Annotated in this window: 25 protein-coding genes; 13 read left to right on the top strand and 12 right to left on the bottom strand. The window is 68.1% G+C overall.

The window, feature by feature from the left end:
• Positions 1 to 15: 15 nt before the first annotated feature.
• Both OG817_RS30770 and OG817_RS30765 read right to left on the bottom strand, forming a co-directional pair.
• Positions 16 to 678 (bottom strand): GNAT family N-acetyltransferase, encoded by a 663-nt coding sequence (locus OG817_RS30770; protein ID WP_396391746.1) that lies wholly within the window; start codon positions 676 to 678, stop codon positions 16 to 18.
• A gap of 156 nt (positions 679 to 834) precedes the next feature.
• Positions 835 to 1,965, bottom strand: coding sequence for a GNAT family N-acetyltransferase (locus OG817_RS30765; protein WP_406048087.1), 1,131 nt, complete (start codon positions 1,963 to 1,965; stop codon positions 835 to 837).
• Positions 1,966 to 2,044: 79 nt separating this feature from the next.
• Here OG817_RS30765 and OG817_RS30760 point away from each other — a divergent pair, with 79 nt between their 5' ends.
• A complete protein-coding gene (locus OG817_RS30760) occupies positions 2,045 to 2,857 on the top strand; it encodes a DeoR/GlpR family DNA-binding transcription regulator (RefSeq protein WP_131352887.1) in 813 nt (270 codons plus the stop codon).
• A gap of 4 nt (positions 2,858 to 2,861) precedes the next feature.
• Positions 2,862 to 3,017, top strand: coding sequence for a hypothetical protein (locus tag OG817_RS30755; protein WP_406048086.1), 156 nt, complete (start codon positions 2,862 to 2,864; stop codon positions 3,015 to 3,017).
• Between the two features lie 165 nt (positions 3,018 to 3,182).
• On the opposite strand, the gene galK is transcribed toward OG817_RS30755, so the two are convergent.
• Entirely contained in the window at positions 3,183 to 4,313 is a 1,131-nt protein-coding gene (gene galK / locus OG817_RS30750; protein ID WP_406048084.1) for a galactokinase, read from the bottom strand.
• A complete protein-coding gene (gene galT / locus OG817_RS30745; protein WP_406048083.1) occupies positions 4,310 to 5,356 on the bottom strand; it encodes a galactose-1-phosphate uridylyltransferase in 1,047 nt (348 codons plus the stop codon). The genes galK and galT overlap by 4 nt, the downstream gene beginning before the upstream one ends.
• A 333-nt stretch (positions 5,357 to 5,689) precedes the next feature.
• Here galT and OG817_RS30740 point away from each other — a divergent pair, with 333 nt between their 5' ends.
• On the top strand, positions 5,690 to 7,018 hold the full coding sequence (locus OG817_RS30740) for a hemolysin family protein (RefSeq protein ID WP_406048081.1): 1,329 nt from the start codon (positions 5,690 to 5,692) through the stop codon (positions 7,016 to 7,018).
• Here the strand turns inward: OG817_RS30740 and OG817_RS30735 are convergent.
• From OG817_RS30735 to OG817_RS30725, 3 genes are all read right to left on the bottom strand, one after another.
• Positions 6,960 to 8,231, bottom strand: a complete 1,272-nt coding sequence (locus tag OG817_RS30735; RefSeq protein WP_406048080.1) for an MFS transporter — start codon at positions 8,229 to 8,231, stop codon at positions 6,960 to 6,962. The two genes, OG817_RS30740 and OG817_RS30735, sit on opposite strands and share 59 nt — an antisense overlap.
• Before the next feature lie 2 nt (positions 8,232 to 8,233).
• On the bottom strand, positions 8,234 to 8,830 hold the full coding sequence (locus OG817_RS30730; protein ID WP_360451439.1) for a helix-turn-helix domain-containing protein: 597 nt from the start codon (positions 8,828 to 8,830) through the stop codon (positions 8,234 to 8,236).
• A gap of 174 nt (positions 8,831 to 9,004) precedes the next feature.
• Complete coding sequence (locus OG817_RS30725) at positions 9,005 to 9,847, bottom strand: alpha/beta fold hydrolase (protein ID WP_406048078.1); 843 nt, start codon at positions 9,845 to 9,847, stop codon at positions 9,005 to 9,007.
• A gap of 168 nt (positions 9,848 to 10,015) precedes the next feature.
• Here OG817_RS30725 and OG817_RS30720 point away from each other — a divergent pair, with 168 nt between their 5' ends.
• Positions 10,016 to 10,399 carry a YciI family protein gene (locus tag OG817_RS30720; RefSeq protein WP_406048076.1) on the top strand — a complete coding sequence of 128 codons (384 nt, stop codon included), beginning with the start codon at positions 10,016 to 10,018 and terminating at the stop codon, positions 10,397 to 10,399.
• Between the two features lie 48 nt (positions 10,400 to 10,447).
• Here the strand turns inward: OG817_RS30720 and OG817_RS30715 are convergent, their stop codons facing one another.
• Positions 10,448 to 11,437 carry an N-acetylglucosamine kinase gene (locus OG817_RS30715; RefSeq protein WP_406048075.1) on the bottom strand — a complete coding sequence of 330 codons (990 nt, stop codon included), beginning with the start codon at positions 11,435 to 11,437 and terminating at the stop codon, positions 10,448 to 10,450.
• Between the two features lie 256 nt (positions 11,438 to 11,693).
• Here OG817_RS30715 and OG817_RS30710 point away from each other — a divergent pair, with 256 nt between their 5' ends.
• Genes OG817_RS30710 through OG817_RS30695 form a run of 4 tightly spaced genes read left to right on the top strand, consistent with a single transcriptional unit; the run spans position 11,694 to position 15,801 of the window.
• Positions 11,694 to 12,476: a sugar isomerase domain-containing protein gene (locus OG817_RS30710; RefSeq protein ID WP_406048073.1), complete on the top strand. Its 783-nt coding sequence runs from the start codon at positions 11,694 to 11,696 to the stop codon at positions 12,474 to 12,476.
• Between the two features lie 24 nt (positions 12,477 to 12,500).
• Positions 12,501 to 13,919, top strand: coding sequence for an N-acetylglucosamine/diacetylchitobiose ABC transporter substrate-binding protein (ngcE, locus tag OG817_RS30705; protein WP_406048071.1), 1,419 nt, complete (start codon positions 12,501 to 12,503; stop codon positions 13,917 to 13,919).
• 2 nt (positions 13,920 to 13,921) lie between these two features.
• Positions 13,922 to 14,911 carry a carbohydrate ABC transporter permease gene (locus OG817_RS30700; RefSeq protein WP_406048069.1) on the top strand — a complete coding sequence of 330 codons (990 nt, stop codon included), beginning with the start codon at positions 13,922 to 13,924 and terminating at the stop codon, positions 14,909 to 14,911.
• Positions 14,908 to 15,801, top strand: coding sequence for a carbohydrate ABC transporter permease (locus OG817_RS30695; RefSeq protein WP_406048067.1), 894 nt, complete (start codon positions 14,908 to 14,910; stop codon positions 15,799 to 15,801). The genes OG817_RS30700 and OG817_RS30695 overlap by 4 nt, the downstream gene beginning before the upstream one ends.
• Positions 15,802 to 16,025: 224 nt before the next feature.
• On the opposite strand, the gene OG817_RS30690 is transcribed toward OG817_RS30695, so the two are convergent.
• Positions 16,026 to 16,352 carry a helix-turn-helix domain-containing protein gene (locus OG817_RS30690; RefSeq protein WP_406048066.1) on the bottom strand — a complete coding sequence of 109 codons (327 nt, stop codon included), beginning with the start codon at positions 16,350 to 16,352 and terminating at the stop codon, positions 16,026 to 16,028.
• 97 nt (positions 16,353 to 16,449) lie between these two features.
• Here OG817_RS30690 and OG817_RS30685 point away from each other — a divergent pair, with 97 nt between their 5' ends.
• Positions 16,450 to 16,695, top strand: coding sequence for a hypothetical protein (locus OG817_RS30685; RefSeq protein ID WP_406048064.1), 246 nt, complete (start codon positions 16,450 to 16,452; stop codon positions 16,693 to 16,695).
• Between the two features lie 227 nt (positions 16,696 to 16,922).
• Positions 16,923 to 17,327, top strand: coding sequence for a hypothetical protein (locus OG817_RS30680; RefSeq protein ID WP_406048062.1), 405 nt, complete (start codon positions 16,923 to 16,925; stop codon positions 17,325 to 17,327).
• 4 nt (positions 17,328 to 17,331) lie between these two features.
• Here OG817_RS30680 and OG817_RS30675 read toward each other — a convergent pair whose 3' ends face one another.
• Entirely contained in the window at positions 17,332 to 17,877 is a 546-nt protein-coding gene (locus OG817_RS30675) for an alpha/beta hydrolase (RefSeq protein WP_406048061.1), read from the bottom strand.
• 72 nt (positions 17,878 to 17,949) lie between these two features.
• Between OG817_RS30675 and trpS the strand changes: the two genes are divergently transcribed.
• From trpS to OG817_RS30660, 3 genes are read left to right on the top strand one after another with little or no spacing between them, the layout of a single operon-like run.
• A complete protein-coding gene (gene trpS / locus OG817_RS30670; protein ID WP_406048059.1) occupies positions 17,950 to 19,014 on the top strand; it encodes a tryptophan--tRNA ligase in 1,065 nt (354 codons plus the stop codon).
• 8 nt (positions 19,015 to 19,022) lie between these two features.
• Entirely contained in the window at positions 19,023 to 19,535 is a 513-nt protein-coding gene (locus tag OG817_RS30665) for a 2'-5' RNA ligase family protein (RefSeq protein ID WP_396391765.1), read from the top strand.
• A 28-nt stretch (positions 19,536 to 19,563) separates the two neighbouring features.
• On the top strand, positions 19,564 to 20,634 hold the full coding sequence (locus OG817_RS30660) for a YihY/virulence factor BrkB family protein (protein WP_396391766.1): 1,071 nt from the start codon (positions 19,564 to 19,566) through the stop codon (positions 20,632 to 20,634).
• Here OG817_RS30660 and OG817_RS30655 read toward each other — a convergent pair.
• Positions 20,631 to 21,767 carry a D-alanyl-D-alanine carboxypeptidase family protein gene (locus OG817_RS30655; protein ID WP_396391767.1) on the bottom strand — a complete coding sequence of 379 codons (1,137 nt, stop codon included), beginning with the start codon at positions 21,765 to 21,767 and terminating at the stop codon, positions 20,631 to 20,633. The genes OG817_RS30660 and OG817_RS30655 overlap by 4 nt on opposite strands.
• A 33-nt stretch (positions 21,768 to 21,800) precedes the next feature.
• Positions 21,801 to 22,742 carry a zinc metalloprotease gene (locus OG817_RS30650; RefSeq protein ID WP_406048057.1) on the bottom strand — a complete coding sequence of 314 codons (942 nt, stop codon included), beginning with the start codon at positions 22,740 to 22,742 and terminating at the stop codon, positions 21,801 to 21,803.
• Positions 22,743 to 22,822: the final 80 nt, after the last annotated feature.

The following is a 22,822-nucleotide window of genomic DNA, read 5'->3' as shown; positions in this document are numbered from 1 at the left end:
CGTTTGAACGCCGGGTCAGCGAGAGCGGGCGATGATGATGTCCGCCACGACCTTCCACCCCAGGCTGCGGTACAGCCGCAGGCCGTCGATGGACGCGATCAGGATGCCGCGCTTGGCGCCCTGGGCCGCGGCCGTCTCGACCAGCGAAGCCATCACCGCACTACCGAGACCGCGCCGCCGATGCGCCGGATCGGTCTCGATCCGGTCCGCCACGGCGTCCGCGCCGACCACCGCCATCCGGCCGCTCGACACCACGCCGCCGTGCAGGGTGGCGCGAGTGATGATCAGGTCGGACTCGAGCTCGGTGTGCAGGGCATAGCGTTCGTGCAGCTTCAGCGCCGGCTGCTCCGACAACTGGATCGTCATCAGCCAGTCCTGGTCCTGCTGGACCTCGAGGCCGAGATCCTCGAGCTGCTCGATCCGGGCCTCTTTGTCGTCGGTGGCCAGCGTGATCCAGCCCGCCCCGCGACCACCGCCCTCGGCCAGAGCCAGCTCGGCCGCGCGTTCGACGCGTTCCGGTTTGTCGTCGGCATCCAGGACGACGTACTCCATCGCGCGGTTGTCCTCACCCGCACGGACGGTCAAGATGCCGTCGTTGTCGTCCTCCACAGTGGTCCAGCCCCGCGAGACTGACCACCCGGCCTGCCAGCGGCGGACCAGCTCCTCACGATCTCTCACCCGTCGATTCAAGCAGCCAGATGCCGAGACGGCGAGGGGAAACGGTGTGGTCTGGCACCAACTGGCCGTACTCCGCCGATTCCGGGGGGTGACCACTACCGCCCGGACCGGTGAGTCCGCAAGTCCTGGGTCCGTCCGATTCCGGCCGTACGGCGGTCAGCCCGGCACCCGCTCCGATGCGAGCAGGTCGAAGCAGAAGTGGTCGACGTACGTCCCGTCCCGGCGTGCCGCCGCCTGCCGCATCCGGCCGAACTGGGTGAAGCCGTTGACCTCGGCAACGTGCGCCGACGCGCTGTTGCCCTCGGCAGCCAACAGGACCAGCCGGCGCCGGCCCAGACCGCCTTCGGCCACAGGCTTGAAGGCGTGGTCGACCAGCAGTCCGACCGCGGTCGACATCACCTTTCGTCCACGCGCGGCCGGGTGCATCCAGTACCCGATCTCGCCCACGGTCTTGTCCATCCGGGTACTCATTCCGAACATGCTGACGCAACCGAGCAGTTCGTCGGTCTCCTGGTCGGCGACCGCCCACGAGATCCCGTTGCCGGACGCCAGGTTGTCCTGCCGGTTCCGCATGAAGCCGTGCGCGTCCCCGAGCGTGTACGGCGACGGCAGATCGGCCAGCCAGTACTGCGTCCGCTCGTCGCTGCACGCCTCGACGATCCGCTCGGCATCCGTCGACCGGAACGGGCGCAGCCGCAGACCGTTGCCTTCGAGCACTGCCACATCCCACCAGATGCCGTGCGGTCCCAGTTCGTCGTCCCGCCCGACCGAGCCGATCCACTCGTCCTGCCGCACACCACGCGACCGCCCACCCCCTGGTACGGCGACCACGCCGTGGAAGCCGGCCTTCCAGGCGACCCGGCGCGACGCCCAGTTGCCGGTGAAGGCCCGCCAGATCACGCGGTCCCAGCCGAGGACGTCGAACGCGTGCCGGACGGTCAGCTTCAGCGCGCGGGTCATCACCCCGGCGCCGCGGACCTCCGGTGTCACGCCGAAGCCGACCTCGCCGACCCCGCCCTCTCCGTCGCGCAGGTCGATGGTCCCGGCGTACCGGCCGTCGTACTCGATCGCCCAGGCCCACATGGTGCCGTCACGCCAGCCGTCCGGGATGAGTTCGGTCAGGTAGTTGACCGCGTGCTCGCGCAGGTAGGGGACCGGAATCGTGGTCCACCGCTGCATCACCGGGTCCTGGCACATCTGGTAGACGGACTCGATGTCGTCGGCCGTGTGCGCGCGCAGGGTCACCACGCCATCGGTCAGGACCGGAACATCCTCGGGAAATCGCATACTTCAGGGTGACAAGGTGTCATCGTCGCGGCAATGCCATTTCCCTGACAGCAGCACGTTCTCCGTCTAGTCTGTGGGGGTGAACGCAGCTGGAACAGAGGCCCCGAAGGGCCGGGGAGGGCAGCTGGCCGCCCAGCGGCAGGCCACGATCGTTGCCGAGGTCAACAGTCGTGGCGCGATCACCGTGGCCGAACTGGTCGACCGGTTCGGCGTGTCGGACATGACGATCCGGCGTGATCTGGACGCGCTCGACTCGAGCGGCCTGCTGCACAAGGTGCATGGCGGTGCCACCTCGGTGGGGCTGCGGAGTGCGCACGAGCCCGGGTTCGACGCCAAGCTGACACAGGAGTCCGCGGCCAAGCAGGCGATCGCGGCCGAGGCGGCCGGACGGGTGCAGCCAGACAGTGCGATCGGCATCGGTGCCGGTACGACGACGTACGCGCTGGCACGTCAGTTGCTCCGGGTGGAGAACCTGACGGTCGTGACGAACTCCGCGCGGATCGCGGATGTCTTCCACGGCAACAGCCGCTCCGACCGCACCGTTGTACTGATCGGTGGCATTCGTACGCCGTCCGATGCGCTGGTCGGACCGATCGCGACAGCGGCGCTGGCGTCGCTGCACCTCGACCTGCTGTTCCTCGGTGCACACGGCGTCGACGCGGAGCACGGTCTGAGTACGCCGAACCTGATGGAGGCCGAGACCAACCGCTCCTTCATCGGCGCGAGTCGCGAGGTGGTCGTGGTCGCGGACCACACCAAGTGGGGCACGGTCGGCCTGAGCACGTTCGCCACCTGGTCGGACCTGGACGTCATCGTCACCGACTCCGGCCTGTCCACCGCAGCCCGCAAAGCCATGCGCGACACAGGGTGCGATCTGGTCATAGCGTCATGAGGGGATGAGGAGCCGGGAGGCTTCGGTTGCCGTGGCCGCGGTGGCCCTCGGCTTCGGCAGCACCTGGTGGAACGTCGTCTCGATCACTGTGCGGCGGCGCGTCGTACCGGCCGAACTGCTCGGCCGGGTGACCGCGGTCTATCGGATGGTCGCGTTCTGAGCGGCACCGCTGGGTGCGGTCGGTGCGGGGTTCCTCGCCCAGCGCACCGATCTGCGCAGTCCTTACCTGGTGATGGGCCTGATCCAGTTGGCGGCCACCGTCGTCTCCGCGCCGTCGATCCGGCGCGAGGTGCGAGCGGCGACGGCTACGCCTTGATGGTGTACTTCAGTCGGCGCGTGATGCTCCTGCCGACGGTGTCGCTGCCAGCGCGCTGGGGGCGTTGAAACCGTGTTCCGCAAAGGCTTTCTCGATCGCGGCGAGGACAGAGTCGGCCGCGCTCGCCTCGGTCAGCGCGATGATGCAGCCACCGAAACCGCCGCCGGTCATCCGCGCACCGAGCGCACCGGCCGCGAGAGCAGTGTCGACCGCGACGTCCAACTCGGGCACGGTGATCTCGAAGTCGTCCCGCAGCGACGCGTGCGACGCGGTGAACAACGGCCCGACGTCGCGCAACCGGCCGGCCTGCATCAACGCCACCGCGTCCTCGACCCGGCGGATCTCCGTGACCACGTGCCGCACCCGGCGCCGTACGACGTCGTCAGGCAAACGATCGAGTGCCGCATCGAGATCCTCGAACGCGATCGATCGCAACGCCGGTACGCCGAGCTCCGCCGCGGCCTGCTCGCAGCTCTTCCGGCGGGCGGCGTACTCACCGTCGACGTGCCGATGCGGTGCCTTCACGTCCACGACCAGCAACGCGAGATCGTCGGCGGCCGGGTCGAACGGGATCTGCTCCGTCGACATCGCGCGGATGTCGAAGTACAAGGCATGACCGGCGGTGCAGCACATCGACGCCATCTGGTCCATCAGTCCGACCGGCGCACCGACGTACTGGTTCTCGGCGCGTTGTGCGAGCCGCGCGACCTCGCCGGGGTCGACTTCGATGTCGCGCAGCCCGAGCAGCGCGACGGACGTTGCGCACAGCAGGGCCGCGGATGAGGACAGGCCGGCGCCCGAAGGGAGATCGGAGTCGACCAGCAGGTTCGCGCCGCCGATCGGGTAGCCGGACTCCTGCAGGATCCAGGCCGCACCCGCCGGGTACGCCGCCCAGTCGCCGACCGAACCCGGTGTCAGCTCGTCGATGGCGAACTCGATCACCCCCCGATGCCCGGTGGAGGCGACCGCGATCCGGCCGTCGTCGCGTTGCGACGCGGTCACCAGGATCCGGTTCGGCAGGGCGATCGGCAGCACCAGGCCGTCGTTGTAGTCGGTGTGCTCGCCGATCAGATTGACCCGGCCCGGCGCCCGCCACCTTCCGTCCGGCGTGGTGCCGAAGACGTCCTCGAACGAGCTCACGAACCAACCTTCCGCAGGGTCTCGGCCACGTCCTCGGGCCGGGTGTCGCTGATGAACGCGCCCATCCCGGACTCCGACCCGGCCAGGTACTTGATCTTGTCCGCGGCCCGGCGGATGGACAACAGCTCGAGGTGAAGGTAGCCGAGCTCGCGGTCGATCCGGACCGGGGCCTGGTGCCACGCGGCGATGTAGGGCAGCGGGTCGCCGTACAGGCCGTCGAGCCGGCTCAGTACGTCGAGGTACAGCTCGGCGAAGTCGTCGCGTTCGCCGACCGACAGCTCGTCGATCCCGGCCACCTGGCGGTGCGGGTACAGGTGCACCTCGACCGGCCAGCGGGCGGCCTCGGGCACGAACGCGGTCCAGTTGCCGTTGTCGGCGATGACCCGGGTGCCTTCCTTGCGCTCGGCCGCCAGCACGTCGGCGAACAGGTTGCTGCCGGCAACTTCCTGGTGCCGGCGGGCCTGGGTCATCAGGTTGCGCATCCGCGGCGGCAGGAACGGGTAGGCGTAGATCTGGCCGTGCGGGTGGCTCAGCGTCACGCCGATCTCGCGGCCGCGGTTCTCGAACGGGAAGACCAGCTCGACGTCGTCGCGGGCGCCGAGCTCGGCGGTCCGGTCGGCCCAGGTGTCGACCACCAGCCGGGCCTGCCCCTGGGACAGGTTGGTGAAGGACTGGTTGTGGTCGCTGGTGAAGCAGACCACCTCGGTCCGGCCCGGGCCGGCGAAGGACGGGAACCGGTTCTCGAACACCGCGACGTTGTAGTCGTGGTCGGGGATCTCGGTCGGGTTGCCCGGCTTGCTCGCGCACAACGGGCACTGGTCGGCCGGCGGCAGATAGGTCCGGGTGTTGCGGTGGGTCGCGTACGTGATCACGTCGCCGGTCAGCGGGTCCGTCCGCAGCTCGACCTGGGGCTGTGGTGCCGGCAGCCCGCGGGTGTCCTCCAGCGGAACGCGCACCGGGGCATCGGCCGGGTCGTAGTAGATGAGCTCACGCCCGTCGGACAGCTTGGTGTCCGTCCGGCGCGCGCCACGCGGTGTGTTCATCGATTGACCCTCCCGGCCGGCCCGTCACTGGTCAGCCAGGAATCATCGTAAACCAACAAACTCGAACATGCATGCTGGGGTGCCCCACCGGTAGGGTAGGTAGATGGACGACTACGCCCAACGAACGCCCTCTCGGCATCCGACGAGAGGGCGTGAGCACCCTGCCTCGGCCGTTCTCCGGCGCTTGCGACGCCCAGGCACGCACCTCGCGGCAGCGGAGTGAAGGCCACGATGAACCGCATCGAGGCCTTCCCTCCGCCACCGCGATGCACGCACCTGGACGCCGCAATCACTCGAAGCCCGACCAAGGCAGGGCGCTAGGAACTCCCACCCATGAACGCCACGCTGCTCAATATCGTCCTGATCCTTGTCTTCGTGCTGATCGGTGGGGTCTTCGCCGCAGCCGAGATGGCCCTGGTCTCCCTGCGCGAGAGCCAGCTCAAGTCGCTCTCGCACCGCGGCCGGCGCGGCGAGATCGTCGCCAAGGTGGCCGCCAACCCGAACCGGTTCCTGTCCGCGGTCCAGATCGGCGTGACCCTGATGGGCTTCCTGTCCGCCGCCTTCGGTGGCGCGACGCTGGCCGACTCACTCTCCCCGCACCTGCAGAAGCTGGGCCTGCCCGAGTCGGTCGCGAACACGGCCGCCCTGGTGCTGATCACCATCGCCATCTCCTACGTCTCGATCGTGCTCGGCGAGCTCGCGGCCAAGCGGCTCGCGCTCCAGCGGGCGGAGACGTTCGCCCTCGGCCTGGCCCCACTGGTCGACCGGATCGCCTCGATCGCCCGCCCGGTCATCTGGCTGCTGTCCAGGTCCACCGACCTGGTGGTCCGCGCGCTCGGCGGCGACCCGAACGCGAACCGTGAGGTGATGTCCGACGAGGAGTTGCGCGATCTGGTCTCCGGGCACGAGTCGCTCGGCGAGGAGGAACGCCGGATCGTCGACGACGTCTTCGAGGCCGGCGGCCGGCAGTTGCGCGAGCTGATGCTCCCGCGCACCGAGGTGGACTTCGTCGACGCGGAGATGCCGGCGTACAAGGCGGTGAAGTTCGCGGCCGAGCGGCCGCACTCGCGCTACCCGGTGATGAACGGTTCCGCCGACGACATCGTCGGGTTCGTCCACGTCCGGGACCTGTTCGACCCGGCGGTCGCGTCCCGCTCGGTCCGGGTCGGCGACCTGGCCCGCGAGGTGCTGATGCTGCCGGACACCGCGAAGCTGCTGCCCACGCTGACCGAGATGCGCCGCCGCAGTACTCACCTGGCGATCGTGCTGGACGAGTACGGCGGTACGGCGGGCATCGTCACGCTGGAGGACCTGGTCGAGGAGTTGATCGGCGACATCCGGGACGAGTACGACGAGGAGTCCGTCGAGACCACCCGGCTGCGCAGCGGCGACATCGAGGTCGACGGCCTGCTCAACCTGGACGACTTCGCCGAGGAGACCGGTGTCGAGCTCCCGGACGGCCCGTACGAGACGGTCGGTGGGTTCCTCGCCGCCCGGCTCGGCAAGGTCCCGGCCGCGGGCGAGGAGGTCCAGGTCGCCGACCACAACCTCATCGTGATGGCGATGGACGGCCGCCGGGTCGCCCGCGTCCGGGTGCACCTGATCAAGCCGACAGATGGTGAGCCGGTTCCGGATGCGGAGCCAGCGTCCGCCGCCGACTGACGATCACCAGACCGCCGACGACGTACCCGAGTCCCTGGAAGACGAGGACCGGGATGATGCCGACCGCGTCGCCGAGGACACCGGCGGTCACGATGCCGGCCAGCACCGCGACGCCTTCGGCGGCGGCGATCGCGCCGAAGACCCGGCCGCGGATGCGATCCTCGGTGAGGCGTTGCAGCACGGTCATCAGGCCGGCGATCGTGAATGCGCCGGGTACGCCGACGACGATCATGCAGACGAACGCCGGGATCAGACTGTCCGAGACGAGCGGGTAGCAGAACAGCGTCAGGTCGACCAGGCCGAACAGCAGTGACCCGACACCGAGCATTGTTGCTGCAGGCAACCGTGAGCCGATCGACGCCGCGACCAGGCCGCCGACGATGCCGCCGATCGCCTGCGACGAGACGATCAGGCCGTACGCCTTGCCGTCGCCGCCCAGCTCGGAACTGACGAACGGTGCGAACAGCGTGCTCATCACGCCTTCCCCGACACTGGTGACGATGCAGAAGCCGAACAGCAGCCGCATCCCCGCACTGCCGACACACAGCCGGAGTCCTTCGGTCCATTCCGCTTTCAGCCGCTTGATCGCCCCTTCGGCCGCCTGGTCCGCGGACTGTTCTTCCTGATGGCGCGCGGCGCGGTGGCGGATGCCGGCGACGAGAGCGACCGCGACCAGGAAGGTCGCCGCGTCCGCGATGGCCAGCAGGGACAGGCCGCCGACGGCCGCGAGCACACCGCCGAGTGCGGCACCGACGAGCCGGGCGATGTCGCGGATCTGACTGTTCAGGGCATTGGCTGTGACAAGTTGCTCTGACTCGACGAGGGCCGGGACGAGGGACTGCTCGGCGGGGGTGAAGAACTGTTGCAGACAACTCTGTGCGAGCACGACGCAGTACACGATCCAGATCGCGCTCTCGTCCCGGACCGCCAGGAGCGGAAGCAGGACCACGGCGTTCAGGACGTTCGTCACGATCATCGTCGTACGCCGGTCCCAGCGGTCGACGAAGACACCGGCCAGCGAGCCGAGCAGGACCGGTGGCACGAAGGATGCCAGCAGCAGTCCACCGGACGCGAGCGTGGATCCGGTCAGCACGTACACCTGGAACGCCAGGCCGGTGCGCAGCAGCCAGTCGCCGGTCAGAGAGATCAGCCCGGCGCTCAGCATCAGCCGGTAGTCGCGTTGCCGCGCGAGGACGCCCCACAGGTCCTTCATCGCTACTCCTCCTCTTCCGGGGTGATCGTGACGATCTGGGTGATGGCGACGTGCCGGCTCCCGGCCGGACGGGTGGACTTGTCGTCGATCGGCCGCTCGTCGATGTACCGCTGCACGAGAGCGTTGATCTGCTCGACGAGCTCGGCCAGCTCCTCGCCGGTCAGGTAGACACCGCTCTGCCCGATGCCGGAGTGGTCACGCCAGATCGGGTCCTCGGCCGGCCGCTGCTGCTGCCACTTGCTGAGTGACTCCAGCGCGCGCTCGGCCAAGAGTTGCTCGAGTACGTCGGCCGCCGCGGCGCCTTCCGGGGTCTGGGCGGCCTCGCGCCACGACTGCGACGTCGACACCAACCGCCAAGGCCGCTCACGGTTGTCCTTGCCGGGAGCGGGCTCGACGAAGTCGTACTTCGCCAGCTGCCGCAGGTGGTGTGAGGCGAGTGCCTGGCTGATCCCGAGCCGCCGCGCCGCGTCGGCCGCGGTCATCGGCCCTTCCCGCCCCAGCAACCCCTGCAGATCCAGTCGCACCGGGTGTGCCATCGCCCGGATCGCGAGCGGATCGTCGAGCAGCCGCGTCCGCCGCGGCTCATTCTCCAAAGACATGCTTGGAATATGCGGCAGGTCAGATCAAGATGTCAAGCTGTTGCTTGGAATGTGGTGGCGTACCGACGGACGGGTGGTAGTGGGTGGCGGTTGGGGTGGGGCGGCGGGACGGGGCGCGGCTCGGCTGGGCGGAGGGCGGGGTGGGGCTGACTACTACCCGTTGGTCGGTACGGGTCAGCCGGTTTGTTCGCGGATCCACTCGAGGCCGGTCTCGGCCTGGTCCAGGACGGAGATGTGACCGTCGCCGGGAAGGAGGCGAAGGGCGGCCGGGCGGATGTGCCGGGCCAGCCAGGCGCCGTGCGAGCTGGGGATGATGCCGTCGGTCTGACCGTGGAAGAGCAGAGTGGGCGCGGTGATGGTGGTCGGATCGCAGCCCCAGGGCACTACATAAGAACAGTCGTCGTCGATCAGGCCGTCGGGACCGTTGGGCATCGACTTGTCGCCGGCGACCGAACCCAGCCAGCCCCACGGACCTTCGAACATCGCCAGGTCCGTGGCGGTGAACTCCGGGTCGTACTCGACCCCCGAGGCCTCGTGCCGCACCTTCGCGTCCCGGCCGGCCGCCGCGGCCTGGAGTGACGCCAGCCCGGACGGGATCATCCCGTCGTACCAGTCGAGACCGTCGGCGTCGTACGGCGCGATGGCGGCAAATGTGGTGACGGCCTCGACCCGATCGCCGAGGATCGCGGCGGCACCGAGGGCGTACGAACCACCGCCCGAGTAGCCCATCAGCGCGAAGGTGCCGATGCCGAGGGAGTCGGCGACCGTGGTCAGGTCGGCGGTGACCGACGCCATCGTCCGCCCCGGCGCCGCGGTCGAACCGCCGTACCCGGGCCGGTCGAACGAGATCCACCGGATCCCGAGCCACTCGCCCGCCTCGGCCAGCGGCGCCGGCGGGGCACCCAGATTCGGCGTGCCGTGGTGCCAGAACACCGCCAGCCGCGCATCGTCGCCGGGCGCGCTGTCATACACATGCAGCGTGCGCCCGTCCGCCAGCCGGAAGTCCATCTCGTACATGTCGCTCACCTTAGGTCGGTTGAGGGTTGGCGAGCGGTACGTCGGAGGGCCGCGGGAGGACTCGACATTTCGGGGCAGCGAACTCTGTCCGGACGCGAAATGTCGAGTCCTCCGGGCTGCCTCCGACCTCTGCTGCGAAGATCCACCCAGACTCCGAAAGGAACCGTCATGAAGTACCTGCTGCTGATTCACAGCAACCCGATCACCTGGGCGCACCCGTCCTTCCTGCACACCGAGGAAGGCCGGGCGCTGCCGAAGAAGGCCCGCGACGCACTGGCCGCGCAGCTCGAGAACCTGCTCAGCGAGCTGGACAAATCCGGCGAGCTGATCAACGCCGTACCGCTCGAGCCGCCGGCCAGCACGAAGGTGGTCCGGGTCCGCAAGGGCGTCCGCGCCACCACCGACGGCCCCTACTCCGAGGCCAAGGAACAGCTCGCCGGCGTCTTCCTCGTCGACGTGGACACCCCCGAACGCGCCGAGGAGATCGCCGCGACCATCCCGGAGGCCGAGTTCTACGCGGTCGAGGTCCGCCCGGCCTCCGTTTTCGACTAGGTACGTCTCTCACTTCCCTGCGGCACGCAGGGAAGTGAGAGGTGTGGCCTAGCTGACCAGCCGGGTGTGGTTCTCCCGGGTCGCGAGGGCGGGGTCGAGGGCGCCGAGGGCCAGCCAGGTAGCGCCGCCGACCCCGTCCCGCGCGGTCAGGACCTCGCCGGAGAACTGCCGATGGATGTTTTCCCGGATCAATGTGCCGACCGGTGACGATTCACCCGCGACACTTCCCGCGAGGACCATCGGGCCTATGTCCGACGTTGTCGTGAGCCGGCTCACTGTTTCTATGAGCAATTCGGCTGCGCGTTCCACCAGAGCGCGTGCGGTCTCGTCATTCTGTTCGTACGCCGTCACGACTGTCCGTGCCAACTCGGCGAGTAGGACGGGCGGCCGGCTGTTCACTGTCCTGATCAAATCGTCACGCAGTACGTCGTACCCCTCACGCAAGGCGATCGTCTGCTCCTCGCGGTCCGGCAGGATCGCCTGGACGACGGCCTCACCGAGGAGGCCGATCGGCTCGCCGAGATCGAGAGCGAGCAACACACTGCGCACAGCCTCCCGGCCCAGCCAGAATCCGGAGCCCTCGTCGCCCAGCAACCAGCCGTGGCCGCCCGCGGTGCGGACCAGTTGGTGATCGCGGACCAGACCGGCGTTGCTGCCGGTGCCGACGATCAGCACGGTGCCGTCAGGCTCGGCCGTACCGGAGGCGAACGCGACCTCCAGGTCGCCGATGAAGTCCGGCTCCACGACGAGCCCCACGCCGGACCAGGCGGCGTCGAACTGCGCCTTCACATCCGGGCGTCCTAACGCCGATCCACCCGCCGCACCGACCACAGCGGCCTTGACCGCGGTCGGATCCAGGCCGGTCAGCGCCGCGTGAAGCGCCTGGCCGAAGTTGGCCGCCGCACTTGCAGGGTGGCTGGTCGGATTCCCGCCGGCCGCGGCCCCTCTTCCCACTACGTTGCCTTCATGGTCAGCGATCACGATCCGGGTGGAGGTGCCGCCGAGGTCGCCGCCCAGGACCAGTGCCGAAGCTGGCATCAAGACCACCGAGTCCGCAGGTTCTGACAGCGGGCGTTCGACCGACATACGCAATGCTCCAAACTGCTCAAAAGAGCCCTTTAACAAGCACAAGAGAACAAGGTCACGCAACGGTCCCGATCTGGCGAGAAGAGTGAGATGAGCCTTGACTTTAGCTGCCAGTTGAGAAAAGTTCTGTCCAGCAAACCGCAAACTTGCGCACTTGTCGGCATCCGGAGTGTCGCAGCGAACACATTAGTAGAGGGTGGGGCCGTTGATGGCCAGCAGTAACCCGGGGGAGACCGGCGGAGTGAGCGCGCAGGACTATGTTCACGCGCTGACGCCGATCATGGCCGCGGTCACCGAGCAGATCGACGGTCCGATCCAGCAGGCCGCGGACCTGATGACCAAGGCTCTGCGCGCAGACGGGGTGATCCAGGCCTTCGGGTCCGGCCACTCCGAGGCGCTCGCGATGGAGATCGCCGGCCGTGCCGGCGGCCTGATCGCGACCAACCGGATCGCTCTGCGCGATCTGGTGCTGCTCGGCGGCGAATCGATCGAGGTCCTGCGCGGCGGCGAACTGGAGCGCGATCCGTCGATCGCGCGCCGGCTCTACGACCTGGCCGAGCCGCATCCCGAGGACCTGTTCGTGATCGCCTCCAACTCCGGGGTGAACGGCTCGATCGTCGAGTTCGCAGGAGTGGTGAAGGAGAAGGGCCACCCACTGATCGCGATCACCTCGCTGCAACACACCGGTGGGATGGACTCGCGCCATCCGTCCGGAAAGAAACTGATCGACCTCGCGGACGTGGTGCTCGACAACCACGCGCCGTACGGCGACTCCGTGCTCGACCTTCCCGCCGGTGGGGGCAAGGTCTGCGCCGTGTCGTCCATCACAGCCGCCCTGATTGCGCAGATGCTGGTGGCCGAGGTGCTGCGTAGGCTCACCGACGCCGGTGAGACTCCACCGGTGTACCTGTCTGCGAACATCCCGGGCGGCGACGAACACAACCACGCCCTTGAAGCAAGGTACGCCGGTCGCATCCGGCGTACTGCGTGAAACACTCCTTGGAAGGCGGGACCAATGACCACTCCCAACAACCTGTCGCGGCGCCTGTTCCTGCAGCGCGCAGCGGTCGGCACCTTGCTGGCGACCGGCGGCAGCACGCTGCTTGCCGCCTGTGCCGCCAGCGGCAGCGACGACAGCGGTTCCGGCAGTGGGAGCGCCGACAAGACCGCTGACAACCCGTTCGGTATGGCGGACAAGTCGAGCATTGAGGCGGTGATCTTCAACGGTGGGTACGGCTACGACTACGTGACGTTCGCGGCCAACCTCGTTCAGGAAAAGCAGGCGGGCTCGACGGTCAAGGTCAGCCCGTCCACCGAGATCGCCCAGCAGCTGCAGCCGCGCTTCGTCGGTGGCAACCCGCCGGACCTGATCGACAACTCCGGCAAGGCCCAGATCGGCTTCGGCACGATCCTGGACCAGCTCACGCCGCTGGACGACGTCTTCGAGGCCAACAACTACGAGGGCACGAAGATCGCCGACACCCTGTACCCCGGCGCCAAGCTCCCCGGTACTTACGACGGCAAGTTCGTCGCGATGAACTACGTGCTCACCCTCTACGGCCTGTGGTACTCCGACAGCCTGTTCAAGGAGAACGGCTGGGAGCTGCCGAAGACCTACGACGCGCTGCTCGACCTCGGCGCCAAGGCCAAGGCGAAGGGCAAGTACCTGTTCGTCTGGGGCAAGGAAGCCGCGACCTACTACCACACTCTGGCCGTCGACTCCGCGATCAAGGAGGGTGGCGACGAGGTCCGGCTGGCGCTGGAGAACCTCAAGGAGAACTGCTGGTCGCAGCCGCAGCTCCAGAGCGTCTTCAAGGCCATGGAGACCATGGTGAAGAACGGGTACTTCGTGCCCGGCGGCGCCGGCACCCAGTTCACCGCCGCGCAGGCGAAGTGGAGCAACGACCAGCAGGCGATTCTGTACCCCTCGGGCTCGTGGATCGAGAACGAGATGAAGAAGGCCACCAAGTCCGGGTTCCTGATGAAGGGGATGCCGGAGCCGACGGTCACCGACAGCCCGAAGCTGCCGTACGAGTCGCTGCGCAGCGCGGCCGGTGAGCCGTTCATCGTGCCGTCCAAGGGCAAGAACGTCGCGGGCGGCAAGGAGCTCCTGCGGGCCATGCTGTCCAAGGAGGCGGCCACCAACTTCGCCAAGACGCGGCTGGCGCCGACCATCGTCAAGGGTCTTGTTCCCGCGGACGGTTTCGGTTCGACCGCCCTGCAGTCGCAGACCGCGATGCTGGACGCGGCCGGCACGAACATCTTCGACTACCAGTTCGTCGGCCTGTACGGCATGAACACCGACAACCTCGTGGTCTGGAACTCGTTCCTGTCCGGGCAGCTCGACGCGGCCGGTCTGACGAAGGGCCTGCAGCAGATCACCGACAAGGTGCGCAACGACAGCTCCGTCAAGAAGATCCCGGTCACGAAGTGACCGTGTCGCCCAACGTCGTGCCGGGGGGCGGGCCCAAGCGGTCCGCCCCCCGGCGGCGCCGGCCGCTGACCTTCGACCGGGTCAGCTTCATGGTCGTCTTCCTCGGCCTGCCGCTGGCGGTCTTCGTGATCTTCGTGGTCTCGCCGTTCGTTCAGGCGCTGTGGTACTCGCTGACCGACTGGTCCGGGTTCACCTCGGGGATGAACTTCGTCGGCTTCGACAACTACGTCAAGCTGTTCCACGACGACATCTTCCTGAAGGCCGTCCGCAACAACGTCGAGCTCGCGATCGTCGTGCCGTTGGTGACGATCGTGCTGGCGCTGACGCTGGCCACGCTGGTGACAGTCGGCGGCTCCGGCACCGGGACCGTCCGCGGCCTGCGCAACTCCGGCTTCTACCGGATCGTCTCGTTCTTCCCGTACGTGATCCCCGCGATCGTGATCGGCCTGATCTGGGCCCAGGTGTTCACGCCGGGCTCGGGCATCCTGGACGCCGTGCTGTCGAAGATCGGGCTGCACCAGTTCGAGAACTACGCGTGGCTCGGTGATGCGCGGACCGCGATGCCGGCGTCGATGTTCGTGATGATCTGGGGATTCGTCGGTTTCTACATGGTGCTGTTCATCGCCGCCATCCGGGGCATCGACCCCGAGGTGTTCGAGGCGGCCCGGATCGACGGCGCCGGCCGGTTCCGTACGGCGGTGTCCCTGATCCTGCCGCTGATCCGGGACAACGTGCAGACGGCGTACATCTATCTCGGTATCGCCGCCCTCGACGCCTTCGTCTACATGCAGGCGCTGAACCCCGGCGGCGGCCCGCAGAACTCGACGCTGGTGATGCCCCAGCAACTGTTCACCACGGCCTTCACCAAGGGGCAGTTCGGTTACTCGACGGCGATGGGCGTGATCCTGGCCGCGGTGACGATGCTGTTCGCGTTCCTGGTCTTCCTGGTGAACACTCTGACCGGCGGACGTGAGCGGAAGGTACGCCGATGACAACCACTACGGCCGATCGGGCCGGACTCGTCGCCGATTCCCGCGTACCCAGGAAGGGATCGCGAGAAGGCAAGGGCGTGGCCACGACCGCGCACATCGCGCTGATCCTGTGGTCGCTGCTGGTGATCCTGCCGCTGGTCTGGACGCTGCTGTCCTCGTTCAAGACGACGCAGGAGGTGCTGGGCAACCCACTGGCGCTGCCGAGCAAGCTGCGAGTCGGCAACTACGCCAACGCCTGGACGACGGCCGGTATCGGTCGCTACTTCCTGAACACGGTGGTCGTCGTCGGCTGCGCGCTGGTGCTGGTGATGATCCTCGGCGCCATGTGTGCGTACGTGCTGGCGAGGTTCTCGTTCCCCGGCAACCGGCTGATCTACTACTCCATGCTGGCCGGGCTCACCTTCCCGGTCTTCCTGGCGATCGTGCCGCTGTTCTTCGTGCTGAAGAATCTCGCGCTGCTCAACACCCTGCCTGGGCTGATCATCACCTACGTAGCTTTCGCGCTGCCGTTCACCGTCTTCTTCCTGCACAGCTTCTTCAAAGCGCTGCCGGGTGAGATCTACGAGGCGGCGCAGATCGACGGGGCAGGTGAGTGGCGCACCTTCTTCTCGGTGATGTTGCCGATGGCGCGGCCGGGGATGGCGTCGGTCGCCATCTTCAACTTCCTGGGGTTGTGGAACCAGTTCCTGCTCCCCGTTGCCCTGAACACCGACTCGGACCACTACGTGCTCTCGCAGGGCATGGCCTCGTTCGCATCGCAAGCCGGTTACGCGGTGGACTTCGGCGCGTTGTTCGCGGCCGTGGTGATCACGGTGGCGCCGGTTCTCGTGGTCTACATCATCTTCCAGCGTCAACTACAGGTCTCCGTCACCGCCGGAGGCGTGAAGTAGCAATAGCCTCCCGCGAGTGCCGACACGTCGGACGTCGTTGGACGCTGCGCCCGGCGGCGCGGTCCCGAGCGGGTGCTCCTCGGTACGACGAGCACCCGCCCGCCCGAGTCGGCAAGGTCTTCTACCGCCAGGTCCAGCCCGGCCTGACCGAAGCCACGCTGAAGTAGGCGCCCTACCCTGCGAACCGCCATCCCCAGAGCCACCGGGGATGGCGGCTTCTCGTGTCAACCGAGGACCAGCCGCTCGTCACCGAAGTCGGCGACGATCTCGATCCTGCCGCCCAGAGCTTCGACGTACTTGCGGATGGTGCCGAGCTCGGACCGGCCTAGCACGCCGCGCTCGATCGAGGAGACCGCCGCCTGGCTGATGTTCAGGGTCTCAGCCAGCTGGACCTGCGTCAGGCCGTGCTGCTGGCGAACCTCGGCGAGACGGTAGGCGCGCTGTTCCGCACGAACCTCGTTCTTGAGGGCGGCGACTCGCGCTTCAGCCTCAGGTGTCGTTCTCCGCTCGGCACGGATCTCCTTCCAGTTCTTGTGTGCCATCGTCGTCATGCCTCCTTCACCACATTCATCGGTCGGGTCCGACCGCTCAACTGTCCGGATCGTCAGCCCAGCCACAATACAAGCTTTCACTTGTAGAACCTAAGACTTGTATCAGCAGGCGCTGGTTTGGTTTCCGGCCAAGGGCGGTAGCGCGAAGCTGAAGGCCGATCCGCTGTACAAGAACCTCAGGGTCCGCACCGAGGGCCGTGATGTCTTCGTCGAGGAGAACTACGACCATCAGCTGTACGGCGCCACCAGCTTCGTCTCGGTGCTGAGCCTGCCGATCGTGCCCGACCAGCTGGTCCCGAAGCTCGCCGCCGCCGTCGACGGCAACCCCCCGACCAGCGCCTAGGGCAAGCGGCCCGGCGGCCCGGCTCTGCGGGATTGGTCACCTTGTGCACGAGATCCGTATGGCGACGGTCTCGGCGTACGGAGCTGGTGCACGAAGTCGGGTCCTGGCCACGGGGCGTGGCTAGCGGGTGGGGGCAAGGACCGGTTGCCACAGAAGCGACACAGAGGAGGAAAAGCTCTCGCCCAATGTCGGTGGCTCGCCGTAGCCTCGAAGTGGGAGTGAGGGTGATGGAGTGGTTGGCTGTTCTGTTCTTGTTCTTGTTTCTGTGTGCGTTGCTCGACGCCGTGCTGCCGCACTCGAAGCCGTCGCACCTGCGTCGGTGGCTGCAGCCTTCGATCGATCGTTTGATCCGACGTCGTCGCCGTCGCGCGGGTGTTGAGGCCGACCCGTTCGCGACGTTGTGGGTGCAGACCCGGCTCGGGCATCTGGCCGGCGAGATCCGGCGGATCGAGACCACGCCCCGGATCTACGCGCGAGCACACCGGTTGATGGCCGTCGAGGCAGCGTACGACGACCTGCTCGACGAGGCCTGCCGGTTGGCCGGCGTACCGGGGGAGGCAGACCTGGAACGCAGTGAGGAGAAGCGCTGGCTCGAGGAGCGGGAGCTGGCCTCCCGCGGCTGGTCCTGGTGACGCGCTAAGGCCAGACGACCTGGTCCAGGAAGTCCTCCACCGCCGTTGCCACCTGGCCGAGGACGGCGGCCGATGCGGCGAGCCGGCCCGGGACGTACATCCCGTGGTCCGCGTCCGGCACCTCCAGCAGGTACGGCGTGAGTTCGCGAGCGAGAACGGGATCCCACAACTTGTCCGCCGTACCGCCGACCAGCAGGAACGGCGCGGTGGACCGGCGCAGCCCGTCGACCACCCAGGGGCTGGCCAGGTTCGGAGTCAGCCAGACCGCCGCAAGAGCGCGCTCGGCGGCGAGGGGGCACGCATAACTGCCGAGTGACTTCCCGACCAGCAGGACCTCACCCTCGGTGCCTTCCAGCGCCCGCGTCGCCTGCGGCAGGACCCACGGCCCCCGCTCGTCGTCGGTCAGCGTCAACGGCCGATCCGCCTCGTCCCACCACACGCGGATCACCTCCGCTCCCCGCTGCTCGGCGGCATCGCCGGCGTACATGGGAAGGGGTGAGGCGGGACCGAACTGGCCACCGGGCAGGACGACCACTGTGCGCGAAGTCATAGTCACGAGTCTATGAGTCGGCAGACCCGCCCCGGTGCCGGGTGGACTGAGGGCGCTGGCAGAATCGGGTGTATGTCTGTTGCTGCGTCTGACCCCTCCGCAGCCGGTTCCCAGCGTCGCCCTCGGGTGCTGTCCGGGATCCAGCCGACGGCGGACTCCTTCCATTTCGGCAACTACCTCGGGGCGTTGCGGCAGTGGGTGGCCCTGCAGGACGACCACGACGCGTTCTACTGCGTGGTGGACCTGCACGCGATCACGGTGGAGTACGACCCGAAGCAACTGAGGGAGCGGACCCGCCGCTCGGTCGCCCAGTTGCTCGCGGCCGGGATCGACCCGGAGCGGTCGACGCTGTTCGTCCAGTCGCACGTGCCCGAGCACTCCCAGCTGAGCTGGGTGCTGGGCTGCATCACCGGATTCGGTGAGGCCAGCCGGATGACGCAGTTCAAGGACAAGTCCGCCAGGGGCGGCGCCGACCGCGCGACCGTCGGCCTGTTCACGTACCCGATCCTGCAGGCCGCGGACATCCTGATCTACCAGGCCGACCGGGTCCCGGTCGGTGAGGACCAGCGCCAGCACCTGGAGCTGACCCGCGACCTGGCGCAGCGGTTCAACCACCGGTTCGGCAAGACCTTCCGGCTGCCCGAGCCGCACATCGTCAAGGAGACCGCGAAGATCGCGGACCTGCAGGACCCGAGCGCGAAGATGAGCAAGTCGAGCTCGTCGGCGGCCGGCATCATCGACCTCCTGGACGACCCGAAGGTGAGCGCGAAGAAGATCCGCTCCGCGGTCACCGACTCCGGCCGGGACGTGGTCTTCGACCCGGAGAACAAGGCCGGTGTGGCCAACCTGCTGACCATCTACTCCGCACTCACCGGCCGCAAGATCAGCGAGCTCGAGGACGAGTACGCGGGCCGCGGGTACGGCGACTTCAAGAAGGACCTGGCCGAGGTGGTGGTCGAGTTCGTCACGCCGTTCCGGGAGAAGACGCTCGGCTATCTCGACGACAAGGCGCAGTTGGACGCGATCCTGGCCGCCGGGGCGGAGCGGGCGCGCGCCGTCACCGAGCCGACCCTGCAGCGGGTGTACGACCGGCTGGGCTTCGTGCCCGGACCGGCAGTCCGCGAGTCGGGCCGGTAGGGCCGAGGATGGCGACGATCGGTGTCGCGATCCCGATCGCGGAGCCGTACGGCTCGGAGCTGCAGAAGTTCCGTGCCGAGTTCGGTGATCCGATGGCCGCGTCGATCCCCACCCATGTGACCCTGCTGCCGCCGACCGAGGTGGAAGCGGCCGATCTCGCCCTGATCGACGACCATCTGCTCGAGGTCGCGGCCCGGTTCCCGAGCTTCGGGATCCGGCTCCGCGGTACGGCGACGTTCCGGCCGATCTCCCCGGTCGTGTTCGTCCCGCTGGCTGAGGGCATCTCGTCCTGCGAGGTGCTGCAGTCGCAGGTCCGGTCCGGACCGCTGCAGGTGGACCTGCGGTTCCCCTACCACCCGCACGTCACGGTTGCGCACGACCTGGACAAGAACGCGCTGGACCGCGCGTACGACGCCCTGGCGGAGTACGACTGTGCCTTCGACGTGGACGCCTTCAGCCGGTACGAACACGGTGCCGACGGCGTGTGGCGCCCGCAACGGTCGTTCCCCCTGGCAGGCTGAGACTCCGTTACCGGGGTACAGGAGAAGCATGGGGATCAAGAGGGCCTGGCGCTGGTTCAGCCGGACGCAGGTCTGGCGGGCCTGGCAGCGGTACGGCGACCGCCGGGGCAACCGGTTGGCGGGGGCAACGAGTTTCTTCGCGTTCCTGTCGCTGTTCCCACTGATCGTGCTGGCCGGGGCGATCGTCGGCTCGCTCCTCGGCCCGAACGCGATCGAGACGCTGAAGAACACCCTCGAGCACAACCTGCCCGGGATCGCCGACCGGATCGACGTCGACGCCCTGGTCTCGCACGCCGGCACCATCGGCCTCATCTCCGCCGTCGGCCTGCTGTTCACCGGGCTCGGCTGGATCGACTCGCTGCGCGCCTCGATCCGCTCGATGCACGAGCTGGACGACCAGCCCGGCAACTTCGTCAAGCTGAAGCTCGCGGACCTCGGCGCGCTCGTCGGCCTCGGCCTGATCGGACTGATCAGCACCGGCGCGTCCTCGATCCTGACCGGGCTGTCGACGCGGATCGTGGACGCCGCCGACCTGGAGGAGACCTGGCTGGCGAGCTGGGGCATCGACGGGGTCAGCATCGTGGTCGGCATCGGGGCCGGTGCGATCCTGTTCCTCTACCTGCAGACCGCGCTGCCGCGGATCCTCCTGCCGCGCAAGGTCGCCCTGATCGCGGCGCTGGCCGGCGGCATCCTGTACTACCTCGCACAGAAGCTCGGCGGCCTCTACGTCACCCATGTCATCGGCACCAACGCAGCGTACGGCGCTCTGGCGCTGCCACTGGCGCTGCTGGTGTGGATCTACTTGATGACCCGGGCCCTGATGGTCGTCGCGGCCTGGGCGAAGGAAGCGACCCTCGACGCCGCTGCCAGGGAGGTGTCCGACGAGGGCCGTCTGAGGATCGCCGAGGAGCCGCTGCCGCCTGAGCTGTCCGTGGAGGAGCCTCTGCTGCCCGGACCGCCTGGGAAGCGCTACAAGGTGGTGCCAGTGCCGCAGCGCAAGGCGGACACGGTCGCTGTCGCCGCGGGGGCCGTGCTGGGTATTACCGCGATGACTCTGGTGAGTCAGCTCGCCAAGGCGGCCCGTACGCTTCGCCGCTAGTGGCGGCGTCTGCGGAGTGCTTTGGGGCGTCTGAGGAACAGACCGAGCAGTAGAACGGGTGGGCCGGCGTACACCCACGCCGGGATGCGGAAGGCGAGCGACTGGACCGCCTGGCCGGGGTTGAGCACGGTCCGGCTGCGCGGCGGGTGCGCCGTACTGGTCCTTGTGGTGATCTTGCCCTCGGTGGTGCCGGTCTCAGCCTTCGGAGGCACCGCCGCGGCCGGTTTGACCAGCGTGCCGACCGGGTTGAGCTTGGTGTAGTTCTTGAAGGTCCAGGTGAGCAGGTTGCTGGCATCCTCGGTCACGCCGTGCGGTGCGTTCATCAGCGTCACCACCAGCGTGTGGCCGTTGCGGCGCGCCGCGCCGATGAACGTGTTGCGGGCCAGCGTCGTGTAACCGGTCTTGACGCCCAAAGCGCCGTCGTAGCCGAACAGCAGTTTGTTCTGGTTCGCGACCTGGTACGTGCCGGCCTTGCCGGCGTTCGGGAAGGCCGTGTACTTCGTTGCCGCGTACTTCGCGAAGTCCGGCCGGGCCAAGCCGGCCCGCGCGAACAGGGCCAGGTCGTAGGCGCTGGAGAACTGCCCGTCCGCGTCCAGACCGGTCGGGTCGGTCACGTGGGTGTCGTGCGCGCCGATCTCCTTGGCCTTCTCGTTCATCCGCTGGATCGTCGCCGGGATGCCGCCCTGGTCGTGGGCGGCGAGCGCGTGCACGGCGTCGTTCCCGGAGGCCAGGAACATGCCCTGGAAGAGCAGGTCGACCGTGTAGCGGAGTCCCGGGTAGACGCCGACCTTGCTGCCGATGATGCCCGCGTCGGCATCCGTACCGACGACCGGATCGGACTTCTTCAGCCGCGGCAGCAGGACCAGCGCGGTGAGCGTCTTGAGCGTGCTGGCGGGCCGCAGCTTCGCATGCGGCGCCTTCGCGACCAGTACGTCGCCGGTGTCGATGTCGGCCACCACGTACGCCGACGCCTGGACTGCCGGCGGTGCCGCCCCGTCGGCGACGACCGTCGGCTTCGCGGTCAGCAGGTCGCCGCCGACCGGGCCTTGTGGGCCCTGGCCGGCGGCGGTCGCTGTCAGAGGTCCGGCGACCACCAGTGCGGTGGTTGCGCAGGCCGTCAGAAGCAAACGCATCGGCGGCACTCTAGACGGCTTGGGGTGCCTGCGTCACGCCCGGTAGGCCGTCCACATGGTGCTGATGCGGGTGCTCTGGCCGGGAGTGAACTGGTTGTAGCAGGAGTCGTAGGAGTAATCCATGTAGTTGTGGATGGGGTCCAGTCCGGACAGTGAGCAGGAGTCCCGGCCGGTCGGGCAACCGCTGCTGGGGCTGCTCTGGGCCGGCGTGTCGGAGACGGAGTCGTTCGTGCTCGTGCAGCCGCCCTGGAACGTGTGATACAGCCCGAACCAGTGGCCGGCCTCGTGCGAGGCGGTCTTGCCGAGGTTGAAGTTCGTCGCCGAGCCGCCGGGCAGGGAGCTGTACTGCACCCGGATGCCGTCGATCGACGGGCTGCTCGCGTAGTCCCACGGGAACGTCGCGATGCCAAGGTAGGAGAAGTCGACCAGCCAGATGTTCAGGGCATTCTTGCTACCCTTGCGCGTTTGTGACCGGTAGGTCGTGCTCTGGCCGTCGCGATGCCAGGTGTTGTTGTTGAACCGGTCTGTGCCGGCCAGGTAGAACGTGAAGCCGGTGTTCGCGGCCTGAGACGACTCGCCACCGGCGAAGTCCTGGTTCAGCTCGGCGATCTGCTGGTTGATCTGGGTCGCGGTGACGTCGCCGGCGCCGCTGCTGCTGCGCATCACGTGGATGTAGACCGGAACGCTCGCCGCGGCGAGCGTTCCGGTCTGGGGCGTCAGTCCGCGGGCAGCCTTGGCCTTCAGGATCTGCGCCGTCTTGGCCTCGATCGACTGCTGCTCGGCCGCGGACAGGTCGCGGTGGTCGGCGCCGAACCCACCACGGGCGGCGGGACCGTCGGCTGGCGTGAGACACGGGTTGCCGACCTGGTCGACCGGCAGTTTGGCGGTCGCCTGACCTCCGAGTGGACTGAACGCGAGCGCCGTACCGGCCAGCAAGACAGCCAGGGCGCGGGGGCGGGTGACGAAAGATCGCATAGCGGTCCTCCAGAATCGGGCCGCTTGGGCGGTGCGGCCGAATCCCCCGATTTTCCGCGCCACCCCGGTCCCTGCCCAGA

The organism is Kribbella sp. NBC_00889, from assembly GCF_045207705.1.
In the GTDB taxonomy this organism is placed as follows: Bacteria; Actinomycetota; Actinomycetes; order Propionibacteriales; family Kribbellaceae; genus Kribbella.
The sequence above is the reverse complement of the archived record's forward strand: the minus strand, read 5'-3'. Positions and strand labels throughout refer to the sequence as shown.

Excerpts from the sequence above, each read along its gene's own strand:
- OG817_RS30650 (WP_406048057.1), bottom strand. The coding sequence starts at position 22,742 with ATGCGATCTTTCGTCACCCGCCCCCGCGCCCTGGCTGTCTTGCTGGCC.
- OG817_RS30665 (WP_396391765.1), top strand. The coding sequence starts at position 19,023 with ATGGCGACGATCGGTGTCGCGATCCCGATCGCGGAGCCGTACGGCTCG.
- OG817_RS30725 (WP_406048078.1), bottom strand. The coding sequence starts at position 9,847 with ATGTACGAGATGGACTTCCGGCTGGCGGACGGGCGCACGCTGCATGTG.
- OG817_RS30680 (WP_406048062.1), top strand. The coding sequence starts at position 16,923 with ATGGAGTGGTTGGCTGTTCTGTTCTTGTTCTTGTTTCTGTGTGCGTTG.
- galT (WP_406048083.1), bottom strand. The coding sequence starts at position 5,356 with ATGAACACACCGCGTGGCGCGCGCCGGACGGACACCAAGCTGTCCGAC.
- OG817_RS30740 (WP_406048081.1), top strand. The coding sequence starts at position 5,690 with ATGAACGCCACGCTGCTCAATATCGTCCTGATCCTTGTCTTCGTGCTG.
- OG817_RS30765 (WP_406048087.1), bottom strand. The coding sequence starts at position 1,965 with ATGCGATTTCCCGAGGATGTTCCGGTCCTGACCGATGGCGTGGTGACC.
- OG817_RS30675 (WP_406048061.1), bottom strand. The coding sequence starts at position 17,877 with ATGACTTCGCGCACAGTGGTCGTCCTGCCCGGTGGCCAGTTCGGTCCC.
- OG817_RS30715 (WP_406048075.1), bottom strand. The coding sequence starts at position 11,437 with ATGCCAGCTTCGGCACTGGTCCTGGGCGGCGACCTCGGCGGCACCTCC.
- ngcE (WP_406048071.1), top strand. The coding sequence starts at position 12,501 with ATGACCACTCCCAACAACCTGTCGCGGCGCCTGTTCCTGCAGCGCGCA.
- OG817_RS30660 (WP_396391766.1), top strand. The coding sequence starts at position 19,564 with ATGGGGATCAAGAGGGCCTGGCGCTGGTTCAGCCGGACGCAGGTCTGG.
- OG817_RS30755 (WP_406048086.1), top strand. The coding sequence starts at position 2,862 with ATGAGGAGCCGGGAGGCTTCGGTTGCCGTGGCCGCGGTGGCCCTCGGC.
- OG817_RS30720 (WP_406048076.1), top strand. The coding sequence starts at position 10,016 with ATGAAGTACCTGCTGCTGATTCACAGCAACCCGATCACCTGGGCGCAC.
- OG817_RS30735 (WP_406048080.1), bottom strand. The coding sequence starts at position 8,231 with ATGAAGGACCTGTGGGGCGTCCTCGCGCGGCAACGCGACTACCGGCTG.
- trpS (WP_406048059.1), top strand. The coding sequence starts at position 17,950 with ATGTCTGTTGCTGCGTCTGACCCCTCCGCAGCCGGTTCCCAGCGTCGC.
- OG817_RS30655 (WP_396391767.1), bottom strand. The coding sequence starts at position 21,767 with ATGCGTTTGCTTCTGACGGCCTGCGCAACCACCGCACTGGTGGTCGCC.
- OG817_RS30690 (WP_406048066.1), bottom strand. The coding sequence starts at position 16,352 with ATGACGACGATGGCACACAAGAACTGGAAGGAGATCCGTGCCGAGCGG.
- OG817_RS30730 (WP_360451439.1), bottom strand. The coding sequence starts at position 8,830 with ATGTCTTTGGAGAATGAGCCGCGGCGGACGCGGCTGCTCGACGATCCG.
- OG817_RS30695 (WP_406048067.1), top strand. The coding sequence starts at position 14,908 with ATGACAACCACTACGGCCGATCGGGCCGGACTCGTCGCCGATTCCCGC.
- OG817_RS30710 (WP_406048073.1), top strand. The coding sequence starts at position 11,694 with ATGGCCAGCAGTAACCCGGGGGAGACCGGCGGAGTGAGCGCGCAGGAC.